This is a genomic window from Romboutsia faecis (assembly GCF_014323405.1).
Classification (GTDB): domain Bacteria; phylum Bacillota; class Clostridia; order Peptostreptococcales; family Peptostreptococcaceae; genus Romboutsia_E; species Romboutsia_E faecis.
This window is the reverse complement of sequence record NZ_JACRWE010000003.1, coordinates 19,788-42,831: the sequence shown is the minus strand read 5'-3', so window position 1 is coordinate 42,831 and position 23,044 is coordinate 19,788. Positions and strand designations below refer to the sequence as shown.

The 23,044-nt window shown below is 28.0% G+C and carries 23 protein-coding genes and 1 other annotated feature; of the genes, 5 read left to right on the top strand and 18 right to left on the bottom strand.

All coding sequences use genetic code 11. The annotated features are described in order from the left end of the window. Positions 1-8: 8 nt before the first annotated feature. The gene (locus tag H8923_RS06600; RefSeq protein WP_153973080.1) at positions 9-194 is read right to left on the bottom strand and encodes a hypothetical protein; all 186 of its coding nucleotides are present in this window, start codon (positions 192-194) and stop codon (positions 9-11) included. A 1,375-nt stretch (positions 195-1,569) separates the two neighbouring features. Here H8923_RS06600 and H8923_RS06595 point away from each other — a divergent pair. The 3 genes from H8923_RS06595 (at position 1,570) to H8923_RS17815 (ending at position 2,766) form a co-directional block, all read left to right on the top strand. Then, the gene (locus H8923_RS06595) at positions 1,570-1,803 is read left to right on the top strand and encodes a hypothetical protein (RefSeq protein ID WP_153973081.1); all 234 of its coding nucleotides are present in this window, start codon (positions 1,570-1,572) and stop codon (positions 1,801-1,803) included. 222 nt (positions 1,804-2,025) lie between these two features. After that, a complete protein-coding gene (locus H8923_RS06590; RefSeq protein WP_187127878.1) occupies positions 2,026-2,355 on the top strand; it encodes a hypothetical protein in 330 nt (109 codons plus the stop codon). A 285-nt stretch (positions 2,356-2,640) separates the two neighbouring features. Further along, positions 2,641-2,766 carry a hypothetical protein gene (locus H8923_RS17815; protein ID WP_408639061.1) on the top strand — a complete coding sequence of 42 codons (126 nt, stop codon included), beginning with the start codon at positions 2,641-2,643 and terminating at the stop codon, positions 2,764-2,766. A gap of 574 nt (positions 2,767-3,340) precedes the next feature. Here H8923_RS17815 and H8923_RS06580 read toward each other — a convergent pair. Further along, on the bottom strand, positions 3,341-4,060 hold the full coding sequence (locus H8923_RS06580; protein ID WP_147541211.1) for a hypothetical protein: 720 nt from the start codon (positions 4,058-4,060) through the stop codon (positions 3,341-3,343). 222 nt (positions 4,061-4,282) lie between these two features. Between H8923_RS06580 and H8923_RS06575 the strand changes: the two genes are divergently transcribed. Next, entirely contained in the window at positions 4,283-5,380 is a 1,098-nt protein-coding gene (locus H8923_RS06575; RefSeq protein ID WP_172976766.1) for a site-specific integrase, read from the top strand. Between the two features lie 90 nt (positions 5,381-5,470). Here H8923_RS06575 and H8923_RS06570 read toward each other — a convergent pair whose 3' ends face one another. The 13 genes from H8923_RS06570 to H8923_RS06510 all read right to left on the bottom strand — a co-directional run bounded on the left by H8923_RS06570 (position 5,471) and on the right by H8923_RS06510 (position 19,196). After that, positions 5,471-6,883, bottom strand: coding sequence for a cation:dicarboxylate symporter family transporter (locus tag H8923_RS06570; protein WP_243239217.1), 1,413 nt, complete (start codon positions 6,881-6,883; stop codon positions 5,471-5,473). Positions 6,884-7,257: 374 nt separating this feature from the next. Further along, positions 7,258-7,653 carry a zinc ribbon domain-containing protein gene (locus H8923_RS06565; protein ID WP_153972983.1) on the bottom strand — a complete coding sequence of 132 codons (396 nt, stop codon included), beginning with the start codon at positions 7,651-7,653 and terminating at the stop codon, positions 7,258-7,260. Between the two features lie 27 nt (positions 7,654-7,680). Then, a complete protein-coding gene (locus H8923_RS06560; protein ID WP_153972984.1) occupies positions 7,681-8,724 on the bottom strand; it encodes a sulfate/molybdate ABC transporter ATP-binding protein in 1,044 nt (347 codons plus the stop codon). Between the two features lie 3 nt (positions 8,725-8,727). Beyond that, positions 8,728-9,420: a molybdate ABC transporter permease subunit gene (modB, locus tag H8923_RS06555; RefSeq protein ID WP_153972985.1), complete on the bottom strand. Its 693-nt coding sequence runs from the start codon at positions 9,418-9,420 to the stop codon at positions 8,728-8,730. A 25-nt stretch (positions 9,421-9,445) separates the two neighbouring features. After that, positions 9,446-10,246, bottom strand: coding sequence for a molybdate ABC transporter substrate-binding protein (gene modA, locus H8923_RS06550; RefSeq protein ID WP_153972986.1), 801 nt, complete (start codon positions 10,244-10,246; stop codon positions 9,446-9,448). A gap of 194 nt (positions 10,247-10,440) precedes the next feature. Then, positions 10,441-11,352 (bottom strand): DMT family transporter, encoded by a 912-nt coding sequence (locus H8923_RS06545; RefSeq protein WP_153972987.1) that lies wholly within the window; start codon positions 11,350-11,352, stop codon positions 10,441-10,443. 91 nt (positions 11,353-11,443) lie between these two features. Then, positions 11,444-12,553, bottom strand: coding sequence for a DUF362 domain-containing protein (locus tag H8923_RS06540; RefSeq protein WP_153972988.1), 1,110 nt, complete (start codon positions 12,551-12,553; stop codon positions 11,444-11,446). Between the two features lie 178 nt (positions 12,554-12,731). Next, positions 12,732-13,751 (bottom strand): ketol-acid reductoisomerase, encoded by a 1,020-nt coding sequence (ilvC, locus tag H8923_RS06535; RefSeq protein WP_153972989.1) that lies wholly within the window; start codon positions 13,749-13,751, stop codon positions 12,732-12,734. Between the two features lie 40 nt (positions 13,752-13,791). After that, positions 13,792-15,465 carry a biosynthetic-type acetolactate synthase large subunit gene (gene ilvB, locus H8923_RS06530; RefSeq protein ID WP_153972990.1) on the bottom strand — a complete coding sequence of 558 codons (1,674 nt, stop codon included), beginning with the start codon at positions 15,463-15,465 and terminating at the stop codon, positions 13,792-13,794. 29 nt (positions 15,466-15,494) lie between these two features. Next, positions 15,495-17,144: a dihydroxy-acid dehydratase gene (gene ilvD, locus H8923_RS06525; RefSeq protein ID WP_153972991.1), complete on the bottom strand. Its 1,650-nt coding sequence runs from the start codon at positions 17,142-17,144 to the stop codon at positions 15,495-15,497. A 137-nt stretch (positions 17,145-17,281) separates the two neighbouring features. Then, positions 17,282-17,509, bottom strand: coding sequence for an ACT domain-containing protein (locus tag H8923_RS06520; RefSeq protein WP_153972992.1), 228 nt, complete (start codon positions 17,507-17,509; stop codon positions 17,282-17,284). Between the two features lie 71 nt (positions 17,510-17,580). Continuing rightward, positions 17,581-17,829, bottom strand: a binding site (T-box leader). Between the two features lie 88 nt (positions 17,830-17,917). Beyond that, entirely contained in the window at positions 17,918-18,367 is a 450-nt protein-coding gene (locus H8923_RS06515) for a hypothetical protein (RefSeq protein ID WP_153972993.1), read from the bottom strand. Between the two features lie 79 nt (positions 18,368-18,446). Continuing rightward, positions 18,447-19,196: a M48 family metallopeptidase gene (locus tag H8923_RS06510; protein ID WP_153972994.1), complete on the bottom strand. Its 750-nt coding sequence runs from the start codon at positions 19,194-19,196 to the stop codon at positions 18,447-18,449. Between the two features lie 198 nt (positions 19,197-19,394). On the opposite strand from H8923_RS06510, the gene H8923_RS06505 reads away from it, so the two are divergent. Continuing rightward, on the top strand, positions 19,395-19,559 hold the full coding sequence (locus tag H8923_RS06505; RefSeq protein WP_153972995.1) for a DUF3006 domain-containing protein: 165 nt from the start codon (positions 19,395-19,397) through the stop codon (positions 19,557-19,559). A 60-nt stretch (positions 19,560-19,619) separates the two neighbouring features. Here the strand turns inward: H8923_RS06505 and H8923_RS06500 are convergent, their stop codons facing one another. From H8923_RS06500 to H8923_RS06490, 3 genes are all read right to left on the bottom strand, one after another. Further along, positions 19,620-20,954: a sodium-dependent transporter gene (locus tag H8923_RS06500; RefSeq protein ID WP_153972996.1), complete on the bottom strand. Its 1,335-nt coding sequence runs from the start codon at positions 20,952-20,954 to the stop codon at positions 19,620-19,622. A gap of 163 nt (positions 20,955-21,117) precedes the next feature. Then, on the bottom strand, positions 21,118-22,623 hold the full coding sequence (gene panF / locus H8923_RS06495; RefSeq protein WP_153972997.1) for a sodium/pantothenate symporter: 1,506 nt from the start codon (positions 22,621-22,623) through the stop codon (positions 21,118-21,120). Further along, positions 22,623-22,931 (bottom strand): YhdT family protein, encoded by a 309-nt coding sequence (locus H8923_RS06490; protein ID WP_153972998.1) that lies wholly within the window; start codon positions 22,929-22,931, stop codon positions 22,623-22,625. The genes panF and H8923_RS06490 overlap by 1 nt, the downstream gene beginning before the upstream one ends. Positions 22,932-23,044 lie beyond the last annotated feature (113 nt).

The window sequence follows — 23,044 nt, the reverse complement described above, 5'->3', positions numbered from 1 at the left end:
CACCCCTTCTAACTATTTTTATTATTCCATTTGAACATCGCTTCTTCAAATTTACTATCTTTAAAGAAAACAAACATTATATTCTTAGTTCTTTTATGTATATCTATTTTTACTATTTTGCATCCAAATTGTATAAATTTATCGGCTTGAATTGGATTATATAATACAAATGTATTGTTATTTAATTTACTCATATTGTACCCCCTTACAATTATATTGTTGATATATTAGACAAAAATAGAAGTTTTGGAACACTACCTACATACCCCTTACATAATTATTATACAAGTTAAAATAGTAGTTTTTTCACCTTTCACTATATATTGTTGAAATATTAGACAAAAAGGATAGTTTTTATACGACACGTTGTTTTTCACATGATTTACATTAGGATTGATGTCCTTACTTTCCTTTTTTATCAAACCTTTGAATTAATTTAATATCTCTGCTAAATACCCCTTACATAATTATTATACGAATTAAAATAGTAGTTTTTAGGTATTAAGAAGGTAGAAATTCCACTTAAAAATGATGTATAAATTAGTACGTATTTACGTCTAATTTTCTTTATATTTAATACCCCTTACATAATTATTATACAAGTTAAAATCCCAGTTTTTATAGATTTTGTAATGTTTTTTCAAATTCTTTTACTTTCTTCTACATGCTTTACTTGCATTGATTACAATTTGATCTATATCCTTTCCTACCATTCGTAAATTTCTAGCATATAAACCGACATATTTATTTTTACTATTTGATGAATTTATTTTTCCATATTTAGGAAAAAAAGTTTCTATTTTTACTGTTTGATGAATTTATTTTTCCATATTTAGGAAAAAAAGTTTCTATTTTTACTGTTTGATGAATTTATTTTTCCGTATTTAGGAAAAAAAGTACATCCTAACTAGAAAAACTAAAATATTTAACTAGAAAAACTAAAGCGAGATTAGGTTCACAACTCAACAAAACCCGTTGAGATTGCTTCACCTTTCATTTCAGGATAAAAACCATCCTTCAATGAGGACAATTTTGATTTCCACTCACATACCTATTTTTAACAAAACCAATTTAATTACTGTTCAAACAAATACCCCTTACAATTATATTGTTGAAATATTAGACAAAAATTCCTGTTTTACTTGCATTGACATACTTTACATTTAGTTTTGTATCCATACTTACCCTTACTTTTAGCAAAAGATATAGCAGAATGGATTGACTACGCCTTTAAAGATAAATCTAAAGATCCTAGAAATGTAAATATGATGTTACAGAATGTGGATGATGAAAAGCTGAATGTAACAATATTACATGGCGGTCAAAATAGTATCGCATAAAATGACTACTGGAAATCTTTTAATTACACATAAATCATATGTAACTAGAGCCACTATTAGAAATAGATTCATTGAGTTAATCTAAAATAAGGAACTTTAATTCAAATTAATGAAACCATTTTGTAATTGGAGAATAATTGAATATTTTGTATAATATAATCAAGTTTGCAATTGTTATATAATGCAAAATAATATACATCAAACAATAAATTTAGAAGGGGAAACAAATATGAAAGATAAATTAAATATGGGAAGTTTGGCAATAATTCTAGGAGGGCTTGTTCTATCTTTAGAATTATATGGGCTTAAATTTGTGCAAATGATTGAATTAACTGCAACAGGAAGTTGTTTTACAAACTCATTAGATTATATAAATACAGAGTTAGGATTTGCTATAATACTACCTATTTTAGTGATTGGATATGGGATTTTTGTAATTATAAAACATAAAAATGAAAAATAAAATATATATTATAATTTAAAATATTAATATATTGCGAATTAGAAAAATAATATATAAGTAACAAAAGTGAAGGTATAAAGTGGTCACCATTTCATGGACTAATTTAATAATATATATTCTTATCTGAATTCTATTTGGATATTTAGGAATTAAATTAATAAGATATATATTTAAGCTAAAGTAAATAATTGTTATAAATTATGAATTATGTGTAAGAAGGAGATGATAAAAATAGAAGGTTTGGGAGCATCAATAATAGCTACACTTTTGTCAGCATTAATTTTTAGTTTTTTATTACATACCTTAAACAGCAGGGTATGGGGAGTATTTATTCCAATGCAAAGAGATTTAGGTAATTTAAGTAATACAAATAGACGCATTTTAAGCTTTGCAGGTTATGTATTAGCAATCTTAATAACTACCTTCTTGAGAGTTAGTTTAGGCATTAGTGGTGTTGTATCTGGTTTGCTTTTAGGTTTTCTGGGGGCTTTAATAGATACCTGCTTTAGAGATAATATTATAGAAAATATCACGAAAGAAAATAAAGAATAATCTTAATATATTACGAACAATTTATAGTAAGTTATAGAAGTAACCACATCTTAGAATTTAATGTATTGAAAAGTCTAAGGTGTGGTTGTTTTTATGCCATATTTATCACGAAGATGACTAACATAGCCTAAAAATGAAATTAAAATATTGGAAACACTAGTTTTAAGAGGAGAGCAGAATTTTCTGCCGTCATCATATATTAATAGTCAAAATAAACAATACTTACTTTGAGAATAAAACAGGGGAAAGGGAACATATTTTTTAACAGAGAATGGGCTATACGAAGTGTTAATACAAAGCAGAAAGCCTATAGCAAAACAATTTAAGAAGGAAGTTAACTATATCTGTATTCACTTCTACATCATGTATTATATCCAACAATCTACTTCTTACTTCTTTCGCAACCTCTGAATCTCTTAATAACATTCCTATTCTTAACAATGCTCTTTTTGGAATTAATATTAATCCTCTAGGTGGTATTTGTAGGTTTTTAGTATTTTCAACGGTTTCAAGCATCTCTTTTATTTCTTTATTTTTATACAATCTTAATCCATCTTCAGTTAAAAAAGTTGCACTCGTATTATTTATACGAGTGATTATTTTTTCATCTTCATCAACTGTTTTTATCATTTGTCCAACTTTGTCACTGAAATACCCTATCCAGTTAGATACATCTTTTGATAAGTTAGTTAAAATTTAACCTAGGTTAGCATAATAAGAGTATATGTATTTAATCTATCCTCTTAGAAGTAACAGTGAGTTACTTTTAATGCTGATCTTAATTCGTTTTTCAACCGGCTGAATTTTCTGCCCGTTGTTTAAAATTTATTTAAAGGTTATTCATATTCAAATAAATTGATAACTAATTCAGTATTATTTTATTCATACATTATTTAAACTATATTAATATTTAAATAGTTATGCCACTAATGTATTTTTAATTATATAAAGATTATTCGTATCTGAATAAGGTATAAATAACACCTTAAAATTTATCTTTTATCTTGCGTATACGATCTGATATTTTATATGTTTTTTCTTCAAGTTCTACCTTGTTATTATATTTTATCTGATAACATCTATATATTTTTTCTGGATCACATTTTATTCCATTCACGCCTAGGTATTCTGTTACTTTTTCTATATCCCATTCCACTAAATCACTTTTTTCTTTTAAATACATGTAATATATAATTCCACTTACCCTTAAAGATGCTTTGTTAAAAATATATTCTTCATAGCTAAATCTTTTAGTAGCTTTCTCCAATTTACGATCTATAGCTTGTAATGTCATTGAGTTCAACCCATCATTAGGTGTTCCTATTTTATTTTTTATAAGGTATACTGATTTGTTATTAAATTTGTAATAATGCTTTAAAAAATAATTACAAACCTCCCCCGTACATTCCCTTATTATGGACTTCATATATTCATCAAATATAATTCTCCTGCCTTTTACATCTATATAAGACCTATCTTTCGGAATGTCTTTTTCTTTTAAATTCAGCATCACCTTATTGGGTATATTATTGAATAATCCATAAATTATAAATTTATCGTATGGGTTTTCTATTTTTTTACATATATTTTGTATTTCTTCCTTCGTATAGAAAGCATTTTTTCTATAACATATATTGTTAATATAAAGTCTCCAAATCGCTCTTACATTTATGTCTCCTAACATTTTATTTTCACTTTGCAACATAAATTTCCTCCTAATCACTTTTTTCTTAAATTAATACAATTAATTATTTTCAATGATTGTGTCAATCAAATTCATCCAACTTTGATTTACAATAGGTTTTATTATATTATGAGTATATTAAATAAATATTATCATTTATTTTGTAGTCTAAATTATTACTATTTTCTAAATTGCATAATTAGAATTATTTGTACTATAATAATCGTAAAAGGAGGTGATAAAATGCCTATTAGAAAACGAGGAAAAGCTTGGGAGTATTATTTTGATATAGGTAAAGATGAAAATGGAAAAAGAAAACGTAAAAGCAAAGGTGGGTTTACTACAAAGAAAGAATGTGAAGAAGCCTTATTAGAAGCTCAAATACAATATAAAAATACTGGTAGAATTATAAATGATAAAAATCTTAGTATTGATCAGTATCTAAAATACTGGTATGACAATTATGTTTTATTAAATTGTAGATATAGAACACAAGTTGAATACAAAAGAATTATAGATACTAATATTATTCCATATTTAGGTGGCTATTATTTGAAAGACATATCTCCTGCTAAAGTTAAGGAATTTCTTGACCAACATTATTTAAGAGATATAAGTAAGAAAACCATGGAAGGAATTTTTAATGTCATAAAATATTCACTTGATATGGCTGTATTTCCATATGAGTTAATAAAAGAAAATCCATGTAAATATATTAAGCTTAAATATAAATTTAAACCACCTAAAACTAATAGAATAACAATAGATGATGCTAAAAATATATTAAACTACTTAAAGGAAAATTATAGATTTAGTTATTACATTCCTTTTTTAATAATGTACAACACAGGTGTTAGAAAGAGTGAATGCTTTGGTTTACAATGGGATGATATTGATATAGAAAATAAAGTTATGCATATCCATCATCAATCATTATATAAAGATGGTAAGATGTTATTAGTTGAGTGCAAAACGCCATCTTCAGTTGGCGATATATTACTGGGTGACACCTTAATTAATGAATTAATGTTATATAAGGAAATTATGATTGATAAAAATCCTAATAACTCATTTGTATGTCTTAATACAGAAATGTCGCCAATTACTAATTCAAACTTTGGATGGATTTGTAGAAAGATCTATAATACAATTAATATACGTGTATCAGCTCATAGTTTCAGATATTTACATGGCCAAGTATTACTAGAAAATAAAGCATCTATTAAGGCTATACAGGGTCGCTTAAGACATGCAAATGTAAAAACAACATTACAAACATATTTAAAATCTAGTAATAAACTAGAGGAAATAGCAGTTAATATTTGGGAAGATGTGCTATAATAAATACACCACCATAAAATTAATTATGGTGGCAATATGATGACAACTTCATATTAAATTGAATGCTGACGTAAAATTAGATATATATAACTAAGCTGTTTTCTCACTATTACTCTTATTTTCACTTCCATTGAAAACGTCTTTATCTAATTTTCCTAAAGACTTTCCAACTGCTATAGCTGTTGTACTAGCTCCATTTACATTTATCATAGTACGTCCCATATCTAATATAGGATCTATTGCTATTATACCAGCAGCTAGTGGGAAATGAGCTCCTAATCCAACACCTGATAAAACTACTGAAACAGCCATTGTTGCTGTACCAGGAAGACCCGCTATACCAAGAGAACTTATTGTTATAACAATAAATAACATAGCATAGAAGCTAGCATTCATTTCAACTCCAGCCATATTAGCTACAGTTACTGCCATTAAAGCAGGATATATACCCGCACATCCATTCATACCCATGTTAGCTCCTAAACTTGCTGTAAAACTAGCTACACTTTCATCTACACCTTGCTTTTCTTTTAGCGTTTCTATAGTTACAGGAAGTGTACCTAAACTTGATCTAGATGTAAAAGCAAGTAATAAAGGTTCAACTGCATTTTTTGCATAAGTTATTGGGTTTAATCCATTTAAAGCTATTATTATTAAATGAATTACGAATAATATAGCAACTGCTATATAAAGTGCTGCTACAAATTTAAATACAGATATCATAGATGCTATTCCACGAGCTGTTATTGTATTTGCTAACATAGCTACAACCGCATATGGCATAAATTTAATTACAGTCATAGCAACACTTACTATTATTTTATAAAATGCTTCTACTAAATTTTCAAAAGGTTTAATAACATCAGCATATTTCTTTCTTTGTCTTTTTACTGCTAATCCTAAGAATGCAGCAAATATTATAATTGCAACTATATTTCCATCAGCCATTGATGCAACTGGATTTGCTGGTAATAATCCTCTTATTGTATCAACAAGTGGAGTTATCTCTCTCATTTCTGTTGATAATGCTACAGTAGTTGTTTCTCCTACACCTAATTTCATTACATTTCCTACTACTATACCTACTGTTGCAGCTAATGCAGTTGTAGCAAGTAACATACCTAAAGATCTAAAAGTTAATTTACCTAAATCTTCTCCTTCACCCATATTAATTATTACTCTTAATATTGATGTAAATACTAAAGGTACAACTAACATTTTTAATAAATCCATAAATCCTGAACCAAATAAACTATACCATTTACTTACTTCTTGTAACCAAGTTACTTTAGTTGGATCTTCTGGTAGACCCGCTACTATTTGTATTATAACACCTAATATAAGACCTATTATTGTTGCATAAATTGTTCTAGTAGAAAACTTAACTTTCTTTTTCTCAAAAATATTAACTATAAAAAACGTTCCTATAAGTATTGATATAAAAATAACAGTTTTTATATCAGTTATCATAAGAAACTCTGGTAAAAATGAACTTCCTCCCATAAATTACTCCTCCCTTTAAGATGTACTTTTACATAATTCTTCTTATTTACTATATTTTCGGTAAGATTATATCAATCTCCCTATATAAACTATGATATATTATTAACATACTTTAGTCAATATATGATTTAAATTACTTTGCTATTTTTTGTTAATTTTTTTAATCTAATCACATTATTGTATTTATTAATTATAGAATTTTTGTAAGTTACACTTAATATATTTAGTATTTATAAATCCATCATATTATCAATTTGATAACTGGACTTTATAATAATATCATTATCAAATTGATAATGCAAGTGTTTTTGCATATTTTAACTTTATATCATAAAAAATCTCTTTTAATTTACATTAAAAGAGACTTATAAGATTTATTTATATTTTCTTTCTCCACAAAAAGGACAGTATATATGGTTTTCTTCAATCTTTGCACCACAGTTATTACATATATTTTTATTATGATTATTGCTCATTTCATCTAAATCCCAATAGTTAATTTCTATATTGTTTCCTCTTTCTAATAACTTTCCTTTTTCTAATAACTTTCCTTTTTCTTCTTTCAATTTAAACATAGAATTACATTTATTACATAATAAATAATAATTTATACTCCATTTAATAATAGGAATAAAAAATATATGAAAATAACTATAGTTTTTTATTAGCTTCATATCTTCAATATTATCACAAATTTTACAATTAATATTGTTTAAGTCTTTAACTTCTTTAGTTTTATTGTCAACACCTAATATACCTATAAAAAACATTCTTGCCTCCTATTTTTACTTAGTTATTTAAAATAAGAATAATTTATCAACATGTAATTTAATTAATATTTTATCTCCAACATTCATAGGTTTAATATCTTTATTAACTTCTAGATGAATTTCATTAAAATATTTATCATCTTCATTAATTACATAAACACTATAACTAAAGGGATTTTCAATTATATTTTTAACTGTTAAATAATAACACTCTTCATTGTGATTATTCTCTATAGAAATATGATGAGCTCTAATTCCCATATATTTTGCATTCCTATCAATGTCTTTTTTTAATTTAATCTTAATCCCCCAATTTTTAGCATATATAGTATTCTTATCCAATACATCTATTTTAGATATATTTTTACATCCTGTTATTTTAGCTTCAGCCAAATACTGTGGATTATTAAATAAATCATGCACTTCTCTTTTAGGTAAACTTGTTCCGTTATCATAAACAACTATACCCTTACAAACTCTATATGCTTCTTCTCTATCATGTGTAACGAAAATAACATCTCCATGATAATCATTTAAAATATTTATTAATTCTCTTTCCATATTCCCCCTAAGGTGATAATCAAGCGCTGAAAAAGATTCATCTAATAGTAATATATCTGGCGAAGGAGCTAATGCTCGTGCTAATGCAACTCTTTGCTGTTGACCTCCTGATAGCTGCCATGGATATCTATTTTCTAGACCTTCAAGACATAATCTTTTTATATATTCATTAGTTATTTTAATTCTTTCTTCTTTTTTTATATTACATAATCCCAATTCTATATTTTGTACGACTGTCATGTGAGGAAACAATGCATAGTTTTGAAATAAAAAACCAACTTTCCTTTCTTGAGCTGATAAATTTATCTTTTTTTCTGAATCAAATAACACTCTATTATTTAATATAATTTTACCTCTTGAAGGATTTTCTAAACCTGCAATACACTTAAGTGTCATACTTTTACCGGAACCAGACTCTCCAAGAAAACCTAATACTCCATTTTCATTCTTAAATTTTGATTTTAATGTAAAAGAGGATAAGTCTTTTTCAATATCTACGTAAAGAGCCATTACTTACACCCCTTTTCTTTTTACTTTACCTATTATTTTTTGTTGATTTTCAGACCAATAATTCAATATTAAAATCATTGATATTGATATTAATGTAATAATTATTACCCAAGTCATTGCTATTTTCATATCTCCGCCTTCTACTGCAAAAAATATTGCAAGTGGCATAGTTTGAGTCTTACCAGGTATATTTCCTGCAATCATTAAAGTTGCTCCAAATTCACCTAATGCTCTTGCAAACGATAAAACAATACCAGCAATAATACCTGGCCATGCTAATGGTATAGCAATTTTATAAAAAATCTTCCATTCACTAAGTCCTAAAGTTCTTGCTGCACAAATTATATTATTATCTATCTGCTCAAAAGCAGCTCTTGAAGTCCTATACATCATTGGAAATGCAACTGCAGTAGATGCTATTACAGTTGCACTCCAGCTAAATACTAATGTCATATCAAAATTTAATAATAATTTCCCTACATATCCATTCTTACCTATTAACAATAAAAGAAAAAATCCTACCACAGTAGGAGGAAGCACTAACGGAAGTGTAAAAACCCCATCAAGTATCCCCTTATATCTTCCTTTATAGTTTGCCATTAAATAGGATACAATTATTCCTATAACAAAAGTAATTATTGTAGATAAAAACGATGTTTTTATAGATATCCATAATGGTGACCAATTTATATTCAATTATATTCCTCCTAAATGCAATTAACTACTCTACACTTTTATATCCAAAATCCTTTAGTATAGATTGTCCATCAGTACTTAATAAAAAATCTTCAAATTCTTTTGAAGCTTCTACCTTCTTACTTTCCTTTATAACTGCAATAGGATATATAATTGCAGAGTGTGAAGTAGATGGTGTTGTTTCAACAATTTTTATACTATCTGAATTTATTGTATCACTGTAATAAACAAATCCAACCTCAGCATTTTCTGATTGAGTCCAAGCTAATACTTCTTTCACATCTTTTGCAAATACTAATTTATCTGTAATTTTATCTTTCAAATCTAAATTAGTTAATACTTCATCAGCATATTTTCCTGCAGGAACGCTATTTGGCTCTCCTACAGCTATATGTTTAACTTTATTTGTATTTAAATCATCTATACTAGATATATCACTATCTTTAGATGCAATTAGAACTAAGTCATTTTCTAATAAATCTTTGTATGTACCTTCTAATAATAATCCAGCTTCATCTAATGCTTTCATTTGTTTTTGACCAGCTGATATAAACACATCACAAGGAGCCCCTTGTTCTATTTGTTGTTGAAGTGAACCTGAGGCACCATAATTTACTACTAAAGTTACATTTTCATTAACCTTCTTATATTCCTCTTCTATTTTAGTCATAGCCTCCTTTAAACTTGCAGCAGCCGATATATTAAGTTCAACATTCTCTTGAGATTTATTATCTTTATTTTTAATATCACTAGTATTACATCCTACAAACCCTAATGATACAATTAAGCTAAAAGCTAATGTTATAGCTATTCTTTTAAATTTCATATTTTCCTCCCCCAGATTTAATAAAGCAAATTATTTTCAGTCATCTTTTGTTATATTTTGTATTTATACATACATTTTATATATTAAATCTTACTTTGGCAACTAATATCATTCTAATCTGAATTTAATATATAGCTTTTACATAAAAATAAATAATGCCAAAAATTTAAATCATTTTTGGCATTATTTATTAACTAACTTTCTATATTAACTTCTTTAACCTTTGCATTTTTATTCATTAAATTTATACATATTCCAATAATTATTAAAATCCCTGCTACTATTTTTATAAATGATATACTTTCTCCTAAAATTAAATATGCTAATATCATAGAAAACACAGGCACTAAATTTATATACAAAGAAGTTTTTGTTGGTCCTATTTTTTTTATAGAAATCTGCTGTATTAAATATCCAAACACAGATGGAAAAATCGCCATATATATAACTGAACTCCATCCTTTAATGCTTGTACTTGGTAAATACACCCATGGCTTTTCCATAATTACAAATGGGAGTAACAATATCACACAAGTTAAAAATGCATAACTAGTAATCTTTATCGGTGAATAAACTTCTAAAGCCTTTTTTGATAAAATACCATAGAAAGCCCAACATATTACAGCTATAATCATTAACATATCTCCTGGATTAAACTTAAAATTAAGTAAAACACTAATATCACCATTAGTAGCAATAAGTATAACTCCAAATAGAGAAATTATAATTCCTATAATATTTTTATAACTTATCTTATCTTTTAGAAATATACAAGCAAGTATTGTAGTAATAATAGGATTTGTAGCTCCTATTAATGATGAATTAGTAGCTGTTGTATATATTAAAGATAAAAAGAAGAATACATGATATCCTATCATTCCCACTACACCTAATATAGTAAATGTTTTTAAATCATTTTTTGTTATCTTCCAATTATCTTCTATTTTAATCATAATTATAAATATAACTATCGTTGCAATTAAAAATCTAAAAAATACTAATGAAAAAACTGGAAACTCAGCTATAGAGAATTTTCCAGCTATAAATGCACCTGCCCAAAATATTACCGCTAATAACATAATATACTTTTCGAAATTTTGCTTCATCCTAATCTCCCTTTGATTAATAATATAATTGTTATAAAAATATATAAAAAATTGTAGGCAAATATATTTTAACTCACCTACAAATTTTATTTTATACCTCTATTAATTCATATTCTTTATTTCCTAATCCTAATTTTACTGCATGATCAATACATACTTCCCAATTAGTTTCAGGATGAGTATTTATAAAATGATCACAAGTATGTTTTTCTCTTTCTTCTAAACAACTTCCATGTATAACACTTTGCTTATTAGCTGCATCAACACAAGCCATATCTAGTGCAACTGGATCATATGATGCAAACATTCCTACATCTGGTATTATTGGTAAGTCATTTTCTGCATGACAATCACAATAAGGTGAAACATCTACAACTAAGCTAATATGAAAATTAGGTCTTCCTTCTAATACTGCATATGAATATTCAGCTATCTTCTTATTTAAGATATCATTGACTTCATCTCCCGCAGCATTAACTGCATCAAAGTTACAAGAACCTATACATCTTCCACATCCTACACATTTTTTATGATCTATAGAAGCCTTTTTATTTTCACCAAAACTTATTGCTCCATGAGCACAGTTTTTATAACAAGCCTTACAACTAACGCACAAATTCTCATCTATATAAGGCTTTCCACTACTATGCATCTCCATTTTACCAGCACGAGACCCACATCCCATACCTATATTTTTTAATGCACCACCAAAACCTGTTGCTTCATGACCTTTAAAATGATTCATTGTAATAAATATATCTGCATCCATTATTGCTTGACCTATCTTAGCTTCTTTTACATATTCTCCACCCTTAACTTCTACAATAGCTTCATCTGTTCCCTTTAGTCCATCTGCTATTATTACATGACACCCTGTAGTAAATGGATTATACCCATTTTCATATGCTGCATCAATATGCTCTAAAGCATTTTTTCTTCTACCAACATAAAGTGTGTTGCAATCTGTTAGAAATGGCTTACCACCACTATTTTTTATTATATCAACTATGACCTTTGAATAGTTTGGTCTTAAATATGCTAAGTTACCTGGCTCACCAAAATGAATTTTTATAGCAACGAATTTGTCTTTAAAATCTAAATCACAAATTCCAGCTTTCTTAACCAACCTTTCTAATTTTAATGGCAAAGTCTCTCCAAGCTTTGTTCTTAAATCTGTATAAAATACTTTTGATTTTCCCATTCTACTATTCTCCTATTCCCAATTAATTCTATAATATACTTAAATTTATCTACTATTAAGTATATTATAACTTTCTATTCCCTTCTACTCTTCATATAATATTTTCTATTATTAGAAAAGAGAACTCTTATATTACTACTATAAAAGTCCTCTTTTTATACTTTTTATTAATTATTTATTAACAATTTTTTGCACAAACCTTATCTTCATCATTCAAGAATGTCATCATATTTCTTAAACTTCTTCCTACTTTAGATATTTCCATTTCATATTCTTTATTTCTCATTTCTAAGAAATTCTTACATCCATTTTCATTTTCCTTTATCCACTTTTCAGCGAAATTTCCATTTTGTATATCTTCTAAAACTTCTTTCATACCATTTCTTACAGATTCTGTTATTACTCTTTTACCTGAAACATAATCTCCATATTCAGCAGTATCGCTTATACTATATCTCATTCTTTCAAAACCACCTTCATACATTAAATCCACTACAAGTTTCATTTCATGTAAACATTCAAAATACGCAACTTCAGGTTGATACCCAGCATCTACTAAAGTTCTAAATCCAGATTTTATAAGTTCACTTACACCTCCACAAAGTACTGCTTGTTCTCCAAATAAATCTGTTTCTGTTTCTTCTTTAAAAGTTGTTTCTAAAACTCCAGCCCTTGTTGCACCTATCCCTTTTGCATAAGCTAAAACAGTATCTTTTGCATTTTGAGTATAGTCTTGTTCTATTGCAAATAATGCTGGTACTCCGCTTCCACTCTTAAATACACTTCTTACTAAATGCCCAGGTCCTTTAGGAGCTACCATTACAACATCTACAAAATCAGGAGGAGTTATTCTGTTATAATGTATATTGAATCCATGAGCAAAAGCTAATGTTTGACCTTCTCTTAAATTATCTCTCACACTTTCTTCGTATACTTGCTTTTGAACTGTATCTGGAAGTAAAAGCATTACTATATCACTTTCTTTAGTTGCATCAGCTACACTTTTAACCTTAAATCCATCATTCATTGCTTTATTTCTTGATTTACTACCTTCATGAAGACCAACTACTACATCTACTCCACTATCTCTTAGATTTTGTGCATGTGCATGACCTTGACTTCCATAACCTAATACTGCAACCTTTTTATTATTTAAAACGCCTAAATTAACATCATTTTCATGATACATTTTTTTCATTTTTATTTCCCCCTGTTTATTTAAATTTTATTATTTACATCTAATTACAAATTAAATTCTCTAAAGCATCATTAGGTGGTACTATTGGATACACATCATAATCTTTATTAATATTACATTCAAATATTATAGGTTTGTCTAAATCAACTTCTTCTAATATATTTTTTAACTCTTCTAAATTATCAACTTTATATCCATTAATTCCATAAGCCTTTCCTAACATTACATAATCTAAATTATCATCTATATCAGTTTCTGAATATCTACCATCTGAAAATAGTTTTTGCCACTGCCTTACCATTCCCAGGGCATTGTTATTAAAAAGTAATATTATTATGGGAATATTATATTTTGAAACAGTTCCTAATTCATTGCAATTCATTCTAAAACTTCCATCTCCTGTTACTAAAACTACATTTTTACCTTTATTACCTATTTTACTTCCTATAGCAGCTCCTAACCCAAATCCCATAGTACCTAACCCTGCCGAGGTTATAAATGTATTTCCTTGTGAAAAATCCCAATATTTCGCAGTCCACATTTGATGTTGCCCCACGTCGGTTACTACGACACTATCTTTACCAACCTTCGTATTTACTACCTTTAGTATATTTTCTGGATGAAATTCATCTTTATTTAGTACACTCTTATCCTTATATGTTTTTATTTCTAACTTCCAATCCTTATTATTCTTAAAAGAAAGTTTATTTATTAATTTATTTAAAATATCTTTTATATCTCCTATTAAGCATACATCTGTACTTATATTTTTATTTACCTCAGATGGGTCAATATCTATATGAATAATCTTTGCTTTCTTTGCAAATTCCGATACTTTACCTACTACCCTATCACTAAATCTCGCACCTATTGCTATTATTAAGTCAGAATTAGAAAGAGCTAAGTTACTTTCTTTACTTCCATGCATACCTACCATTCCAATAGATAATTCACTATTTCTATCTATTCCTCCAAGTCCCATAAGTGTATTAAGTACAGGAGTATCAATTTTTTTTGAAAAATCATCCAATAATTTTTCTCCACAAGATGACTTAACTCCACCACCTGCATAAATTACAGGTCTTTTAGACTTATTGATTAGGTCTATTGCTTTATTAATATCCTCATCACTTATTTTATTTGACTCTTTATCATTTTCTATAAAAAATTTTTCTCTCATATAAGGAATGTAATCCTCTATATTAAAGTCAACTTCTTCTAAAAATAAATTTTTAGGTATATCTATTAATACAGGACCCTTTCTTCCTGTATTTGCAACTTTAAATGCTTCTTTAATAGTTTTCGCTATATCCTTTGCTTTCCTAACCAAATAGTTATGCTTAGTTATAGATAAAGTTACTCCTGTTATATCTATCTCTTGAAAAGAATCCTTGCCCAATAAACTAGTTGGAACTTGACCTGTTATTACTACTAATGGACTTGAATCCATATATGCTGTTGCTATACCTGTTATAGCATTTGTTGCACCTGGTCCTGATGTAACAAAACACACACCTGTTTTGCCTGTACTTCTTGCATATCCATCAGCCGCATGGACTAAGCCTTGTTCATGGCAGGTTCTTATATGACTGAATTCTTCTTTGTAGTCGTATATAGCATCATATAAAGGTATCACAGCTCCACCTGGATATCCAAATATTGTATCTACCCCTTCTTTTTTTAGACACTCTAGCACAACCTTTGAACCTTTCATATAACACCTCCTTATGTTAATTTATATATCTAATCGCATACAGCACCTTTACCTGCTGAACTTACTAAAGTAGCATACTTTTTCAAATATCCATTTAATTGTTTTGACTTAATTTTAATACTTTCTTTTCTAATTGCTAAAGTTTCTTCATCTACTAAAAGATCTATGCTTCCTTTTTCTAAATTTACTTTTATTAAATCTTCGTTACATACATAAGCTATTAATCCACCTTCTGCAGCTTCAGGAGATACATGACCTATAGCAAAACCTCTACTACCACCTGAAAATCTACCATCGGTTATTAAGCAAACATCAGCATCAAGTCCCATACCACAAAGCGATGATGTAGGAGTTAGCATTTCTCTCATTCCTGGACCACCTTTAGGTCCCTCATATCTAATAATAACTGCATCTCTAGATTTTATTTTTCCTGACAATATTGCATCTACGCATTCTTCTTCACTATCATATACTTTTGCTTTTCCTACAAATTCTACCACCTTCGAATCTAATGCAGACTTTTTAATTACTGCTCCATCTAAAGCTAGATTTCCTTTTAAAACCTTTATTCCACCGGTTTTCGAATATGGATTATATATATCTCTTATTACTTTGTTATTTGTTTTTTCAATTAATAATTCTCCTACAGTTTTGCCTTCGCATGTCATAATATTTGAATTAATTATTTTATTTTTATTTAATTCATTCATAACTGCATAAATACCACCACATTTATTTAAATCCTCAATATAATCATTACCTGCAGGACTTAACTTACACAAATTGGGAACCCTTAGGCTCACTTCATTTATCATTTCTAAGCTCATATCTACTTTAGCTTCATGGGCAATAGCACTTAAATGTAATACTGTATTAGTTGAACATCCTAAACTCATATCTAAAGCTAATGCATTTTCAAAAGCTTGTTTATTCATTATATCTCTTGCTTTTATATCTTTTTCTATTAGCTCCATTATTTTAATACCTGTTTTTTTTGCCAACCTTTTTCTCTCTGAGTAAACTGCTGGTATAGTTCCATTTCCTCTTAATGCCATACCTAATCCCTCTGTCATACAATTCATCGAATTTGCAGTAAACATTCCAGCACAAGATCCACAAGTAGGACAAGCAACTTCTTCTAATTCTAAAAGCTCATTTATGCTCATTTCATTATTAATCACCTTTCCTACACCTTCAAAAGTATTTATTAAATCAACTCTTTCATCTTTATAATTTCCTGCAAGCATTGGTCCTCCACTTAAAACAATACAGGGAATATTTAATCTCGCTGCTGCCATTAACATTCCAGGAACAACTTTGTCACAACTTGGCATAAGAACTAATCCATCTAATCCGTGTGCTTTTGCCATTATCTCTACACTATCAGCTATAATTTCCCTACTTACTAAAGAATACTTCATCCCTTCATGATTCATTGCTATTCCATCACATACAGCTATTGACGGAAATTCCAATGGAGTTCCTCCACCTATTAAAATCCCCCTTTTTACAGCTTCTGCTAACTCTCTTAAATGTATATGACCTGGTACTATTTCATTAAAAGAATTTACAATTCCAACAAAAGGCTTACTTATTTCTTCATCAGTATATCCACTAGCTTTTAACAGTGACCTGTGTGGAGTCTTTGTTAATCCAACCTTTACTATTTCACTTCTCATTATTTATCCCCCTTATTAAGTGATTTAAATTATCAAAATAAAGTTATATTCATTATCATTTGATAAATGCCATTTATATGTGTAACACTCATAAACATCATAATTTGTTGTATTTAATTAATTCTCTTATTAATAAATTATTGTATAGTGATATCTCTAACATCATAAAGCTTATTCATATAATTTATAACTTCTTGTATAGATGTTACTTCTTCATTTATTATTAATTTCATTCCTGTATTATCATATTTATCTGTAGTCATACTTATAGCTTTGACAGCTATTTCTTTTCTTCGAAGTGTCATAGCTACTCTTAAAAAAGAATCTATACCTTGATTTAAACTAGCATATAAGCTTCTATCCATATAAATCTTCCTCCTTATATTAAATAAAGATATAAAAAAACTTCCGTCATTATAGGCAAAATTAATTTGCATATAAGGACGAAAGTTATATTCCGCGGTACCACCTTATCTTATAACTATAAATTATAGTTATCTCTCTTTAATTCAGGTCTATATAAACCCTAGCTATATAACGTTAGCATACGTTCATACTTACTAATACATTCAGTATGAAAGCTTAGGAGTGATCATTATATACTCATATTAATGCCAATTTCCAGCAACCATTGGCTCTCTGTGATTAATATCTTGAATATTTTTGTCTCCATCTTAGCTTTTATTTTTTATTTAATTAACTTAATACAATTATATTTAGTTAGTATTATATTGTCAATAATATTTTTACAATTTTCAGAATTTTTATTTATTTCATTTTTTATTATTTAATAAATCTCCATTACTTGATTTTCGTTTCTTCTTCTTAACTTTTTTAATACGTTTGCACTTTTTCCTACTTCTACCTCTTAAACTTGATGATACTGATGCTACACTTTCTGGACCTTCTGTAGATTCTTCTGCCCCTATAATTGCTTCTTCTGCACTACTTTGAGCATTTGTTATTCCACGCTTAGTTCTTAAAAGAGCCAAATCTGATGTTACCATACCAAAAAACACAATAAGCATATCTAAATCTGCATCATTTAGTTCCTCTGCAATAGCGAAAGATAAAGTAGCAGATAGAATAACATAATCTGCATAACTAATAGAAGCTAGCCCTAGGCCCTGTTGAGATGCTGCATTACTAGAATTATTCGTGCACTCGCTAGTTTTTTTTTGCTTACTACTGCTAGTATTTTTATTATTGCTACTATTAGCCATTTTATCCTTCCTCCTTACTTCATATATTCATTATTAAAATTATATGCATATTTTAGAATGTCATTATTTATATTTTATATTATAGCTTTAATTTGTAAGAATTATCTTTTAGCCATTTTTCTTGTTCTTTATAATTAGGCATTATCTTTTTTACAAATTCATAAAAATCATTAGAATGATTCATATGGACTAAATGACTAAATTCATGAACTAATATATAGTCTATTGCATCTATTTTTGCCATAGATATCTTCGAATTTATATATATAGCTCCTTTTGAAGTACAGGTTCCCCATCTCTTTTTTTGTTCCTTAACTTTTAATTTGCTTGGTGTTAATTGTTTCATATATTTAAATTTTTCTTTACAATAAATTAATCTTTCTGATACAAGTCTTTCACTTTCTCTTTTATACCACTTCTTTAACATTTTTCTTATATATTCTTTATCAGCACTTTTTACTTTTACAATTAAGTACCCTTCATCTATTAACACTTCTTCATTTATGTCATTTATTATTTTAAGTTTATACTCACTCCCTAAATACATAAATTTTTCTCCATCTATAAACTCTTTTTCTTTGAATAAATGTTCAATAGATTTATATTCTTCAAATTTCTTTAATATCCAATCTCCTTTTTGTATTAAAAGATCCTTTAATATCTTTTTAGAAACACCATAAGGACTTATTATAGTTACCTCATATTTAGGCTTAATTTGAATAGTAATATTCTTTCTTTTTCTATATACTACATTAGCATCAATATCTATATTTTTATGTTTTATATTAATTATTTCACATTCATTATGTATATTCTTATCTTTAATCATTTAATTTTCCAACCTTTTTGTATATTTCTAATATAAATCTATATTCCATTATTTTCACGATAAATTATAACATATTATCTTCATTATATTAAAAGATCTCCATAGAAACACTAAAAATACACTACTCGCAATTGCCTTCCATCTCCTTACAATTTATAATAAAATATATATTTAAGTAACGTAGAAAGGATATTTAATATGATAACTAGGGAATACATTGTTTCTTTAATCGATGGAGACTATGCTGTTTTAGAAGATGAAAATAAAGAACAAATACGAATAGCTAGAGCATTACTTCCTTTAGAAATAGATGAAGGAAGCCACTTACTATTTGAGAATTTTCAATATACTATATTAAAGTAAACAAAATAAGCATCCCAAATTAATTACAATAGTAGTTATTTGAGATGCTTTTTCAATTTTTTATCCAATTCCACCTAACATTATTCCACCTAATAGAACTATAAATGTTAAGATAACAAACACATATTTAGCCATAGGTTCAAACCAGCTTCCAAGAGTTTTTTTAGCACCTATCTCTATTTCCCTTTTAGCAGTTTTTATACCTATAATCCAAAAGAACATAATACCTGCCATCAAAGCACCTAATGGAATAATATAAATTGATACAAAGTCCATCCATCCACCTAGTAAATCACCATTTTCTATAAACAGTCCAATTAAAAATGCAGTACTGCATACTAAAAAAACAGAAGTATTTCTTTTCATTTTCAATTTATTTTGTAATGCTTCTATTGGAACTTCAAGTAAATTCATTAATGATGTTATAGATGCAAATAAAACTGATATAAAGAATATTATAGCAAAAAATTGACCTAATGCCATTTCCTTAAATACTGATGGTAATGTAATAAACATTAATGGTGGACCTGATGCTGGATCAAATCCAAATGCAAATACTGCAGGTATAATTACAAGACCTGCTGTAATAGCTGCGATAGTATCAAATATTGCTGTATTTTTAGCACTGTCAGGAATATCTATATCTTTTTTTAAGTAACTTCCGTAAACAATCATTCCAGAACCTGCAAGAGAAAGTGAAAAAAATGCCTGACCTAAAGCATAAATCCAAGTTTTAGGTTGAGAAATATATTCCCATTTTGGTACTAAAAGATATTTTATCCCTTCTGTAGCTCCATTTAAAGTAATTACTCTTATAAATAATATTAAGAATAATATATAAAATGCTGGCATCATAAATTTATTAACTTTTTCTATTCCTTTTGATACTCCCACTGATAGTATTAAACCTGTTATAAGTATCGCTAATAAATGCCATAGTACACTTCCAAATGGACCTGCAATTTCTCCAAAATAAACTCCAGAATCTGGTGAACTTATCATTTCCCCGGTAATAGAACCTGCCAAAAATCTAATAAACCATCCCACAACTACTGCATATCCAACAGCTATTCCAAATGCTCCTAAAACTGGTATTACTCCTAATATAGTTCCTAATTTATATCCTCTTGATTCCATCGCATATTCAAAAGAACCTATTGGACCCGTTTGTGTCATTCTACCAAAGGCAAATTCCCCCATAAGACCCGTACATCCTAAAAGTACAATAAATATTATATATGGGATAAGAAATGCAGCTCCTCCGAATTGACCAACCCTATATGGAAAAAGCCAAATATTTCCCATACCAACAGCTGAACCAATACAAGCCAATATAAATCCAGCCTTAGATGTGAAATTATCTCTATTAATCATATCTTTGCCCTTATCTGACATATCACTCCCCCTTTATAAAATTTGCTATTATCAATGCATCTTGATATTACACTCATAATAACTTATATTATAAATATTCATTATAATAGTTTCTATATACCTCGCTATATATATTTCAAATAATAAATTTTATAAGATAATTAACTTCTATTTATTATAATATTTAATCTTTATAATATATCCCCCAGAAAGTTTCTATAGTTTCTTTATCTGGTCTTTTAGTAATACTTGATACTATAATAAATAAAACCAAAGAAATTAATAAGGGTAATACAATTGTATGTAAACCAAATGGTCTTGGCCAAATTTCACTGAATAATACATATGTTGAAATACCTGAAATTATAGATGCAATTGCCCCATTAGAATTTGCATTCTTCCAATAAAGACCTAACACTATGGGCCATAAAAATGTTGATATTATGCCTGCATTTGCATATAAATTTAACCAAACTATTAAATCTGGTGGATTAAATGCTACTAAGTATATTGCTATACCTATAATTGATGTTGCTAATATACTAACTTTACCCATTTTCTTTGAGTCTTTTTTTATTTTTGGATTTATATAATTGGTATATAGGTCATTTACAATTGTTCCTGATGCAACTAATAACTGAGAATCTACTGTAGACATAATAGATGCAAGGGGACCTGCAAGAAGTATTCCTGCAACTATTGATGGAAATAACTTTGTTGTAAGAGTTGGTATTACTAAATCACCTGAATCTATACCACTGACTAAGGTTATAGCAAAAGCTCCTACTAAATGCATACCTAAAAGTAAAATCATAGAAATTATAGTCCCATATTTTATACCTTGATGCAAACTCTTCGTGTCTTTATAACTCATTGCCCTTTGAGATACTGATGGTATACCAACAACTGCAAAACCAACTAAAATCCAAAATGAAGTTACCCATAGAATAGTCATATTACCTTCTGTTACGCCAAATGGAGTTATCATTCCTTCATTTATTGAGGCCATATTAGTTATTATATTTTCTACTCCACCACCTGCTATTATCGTTCCTATAAATATTGTTATAGTAGCTATAGTCATTATTACACCTTGAATAGTATCTGATATTGTAACTGCTCTAAATCCTCCAATAACTGTATGTACTATTACAGTAATTCCAAACACAGTTAGTGCTATATTGTAATCAAGTCCTACAGAACCTTGTAAAAGTCTTGATGCTCCTACCCATTGAGCAGCCATAGCTGCAATAAAAAACACTACAATTGATAGTGAGGTTATTATTACTACAGCATCAGATTTATATCTAGCCCTTAAAAAATCTGTAATAGTAACTGCATTTATTTTTCTAGCTATTATTGCAAACTTTTTACCAAGTACTGCTAGTGTAAAATATCCTGTTGGCATTTGCGCCATTGCTAAAAATACCCATCCTAAACCTTGAGTATATGCTGTACCAGGTCCTCCAATAAAACTTCCAGCGCTTAGGTATGTAGTAACTAACGTCATAGCTAGCACAAATCCTCCAAGACCTCTGCTTCCAGTCATATACTCATCCATGAATCCATTTTCTTTGTCCTTTGAATTTCTAGCTTCATTTACAAACCTCATAGAATAAAATCCTACAGCAAAAATCACTAAAAAATATAATAATATAGGAACTAAAACACCGTAATTTATATTATTCATTATTGAAACTCCTCCCTATATTTTTTTATTTCTTCTTCAGTTAATCCTTCTAAAGACATATCTTTAAAATATTTATTAATCATTATTACTGTTAGTATAGAAAATACTATTCCTCCAACTATACAGCTCATAAAGAACCATGTGGGAAAACCTAATATATATGTGTATTCACTAACAGGTTTTGATCCTAATCCATAACCCCAAATAAACCACCATATTAAGTTTGCTATACCTAGTATCAATCCCATAATAGCTTCCTTATTACATTGTTTATACCTTGGGTCTTCTATTATTTTATCTTCTTTCATATAAATGCTCCTTTCGATTAGTTAAATATAAATTTCCCATATAAAATATTATTAAACAACTATAAAATAATAAAGGGAATATCTTAATTTCAATAAGATATCCCCTTTATTAT

Excerpts from the sequence above, each read along its gene's own strand:
- H8923_RS06600 (WP_153973080.1), bottom strand. The coding sequence starts at position 194 with ATGAGTAAATTAAATAACAATACATTTGTATTATATAATCCAATTCAA.
- H8923_RS06595 (WP_153973081.1), top strand. The coding sequence starts at position 1,570 with ATGAAAGATAAATTAAATATGGGAAGTTTGGCAATAATTCTAGGAGGG.
- H8923_RS06590 (WP_187127878.1), top strand. The coding sequence starts at position 2,026 with ATGATAAAAATAGAAGGTTTGGGAGCATCAATAATAGCTACACTTTTG.
- H8923_RS06580 (WP_147541211.1), bottom strand. The coding sequence starts at position 4,060 with ATGTTGCAAAGTGAAAATAAAATGTTAGGAGACATAAATGTAAGAGCG.
- H8923_RS06575 (WP_172976766.1), top strand. The coding sequence starts at position 4,283 with ATGCCTATTAGAAAACGAGGAAAAGCTTGGGAGTATTATTTTGATATA.
- H8923_RS06570 (WP_243239217.1), bottom strand. The coding sequence starts at position 6,883 with ATGGGAGGAAGTTCATTTTTACCAGAGTTTCTTATGATAACTGATATA.
- H8923_RS06565 (WP_153972983.1), bottom strand. The coding sequence starts at position 7,653 with ATGTTTTTTATAGGTATATTAGGTGTTGACAATAAAACTAAAGAAGTT.
- H8923_RS06560 (WP_153972984.1), bottom strand. The coding sequence starts at position 8,724 with ATGGCTCTTTACGTAGATATTGAAAAAGACTTATCCTCTTTTACATTA.
- modA (WP_153972986.1), bottom strand. The coding sequence starts at position 10,246 with ATGAAATTTAAAAGAATAGCTATAACATTAGCTTTTAGCTTAATTGTA.
- H8923_RS06545 (WP_153972987.1), bottom strand. The coding sequence starts at position 11,352 with ATGAAGCAAAATTTCGAAAAGTATATTATGTTATTAGCGGTAATATTT.
- H8923_RS06540 (WP_153972988.1), bottom strand. The coding sequence starts at position 12,553 with ATGGGAAAATCAAAAGTATTTTATACAGATTTAAGAACAAAGCTTGGA.
- ilvC (WP_153972989.1), bottom strand. The coding sequence starts at position 13,751 with ATGAAAAAAATGTATCATGAAAATGATGTTAATTTAGGCGTTTTAAAT.
- ilvB (WP_153972990.1), bottom strand. The coding sequence starts at position 15,465 with ATGAAAGGTTCAAAGGTTGTGCTAGAGTGTCTAAAAAAAGAAGGGGTA.
- ilvD (WP_153972991.1), bottom strand. The coding sequence starts at position 17,144 with ATGAGAAGTGAAATAGTAAAGGTTGGATTAACAAAGACTCCACACAGG.
- H8923_RS06520 (WP_153972992.1), bottom strand. The coding sequence starts at position 17,509 with ATGGATAGAAGCTTATATGCTAGTTTAAATCAAGGTATAGATTCTTTT.
- H8923_RS06515 (WP_153972993.1), bottom strand. The coding sequence starts at position 18,367 with ATGGCTAATAGTAGCAATAATAAAAATACTAGCAGTAGTAAGCAAAAA.
- H8923_RS06510 (WP_153972994.1), bottom strand. The coding sequence starts at position 19,196 with ATGATTAAAGATAAGAATATACATAATGAATGTGAAATAATTAATATA.
- H8923_RS06505 (WP_153972995.1), top strand. The coding sequence starts at position 19,395 with ATGATAACTAGGGAATACATTGTTTCTTTAATCGATGGAGACTATGCT.
- H8923_RS06500 (WP_153972996.1), bottom strand. The coding sequence starts at position 20,954 with ATGTCAGATAAGGGCAAAGATATGATTAATAGAGATAATTTCACATCT.
- panF (WP_153972997.1), bottom strand. The coding sequence starts at position 22,623 with ATGAATAATATAAATTACGGTGTTTTAGTTCCTATATTATTATATTTT.
- H8923_RS06490 (WP_153972998.1), bottom strand. The coding sequence starts at position 22,931 with ATGAAAGAAGATAAAATAATAGAAGACCCAAGGTATAAACAATGTAAT.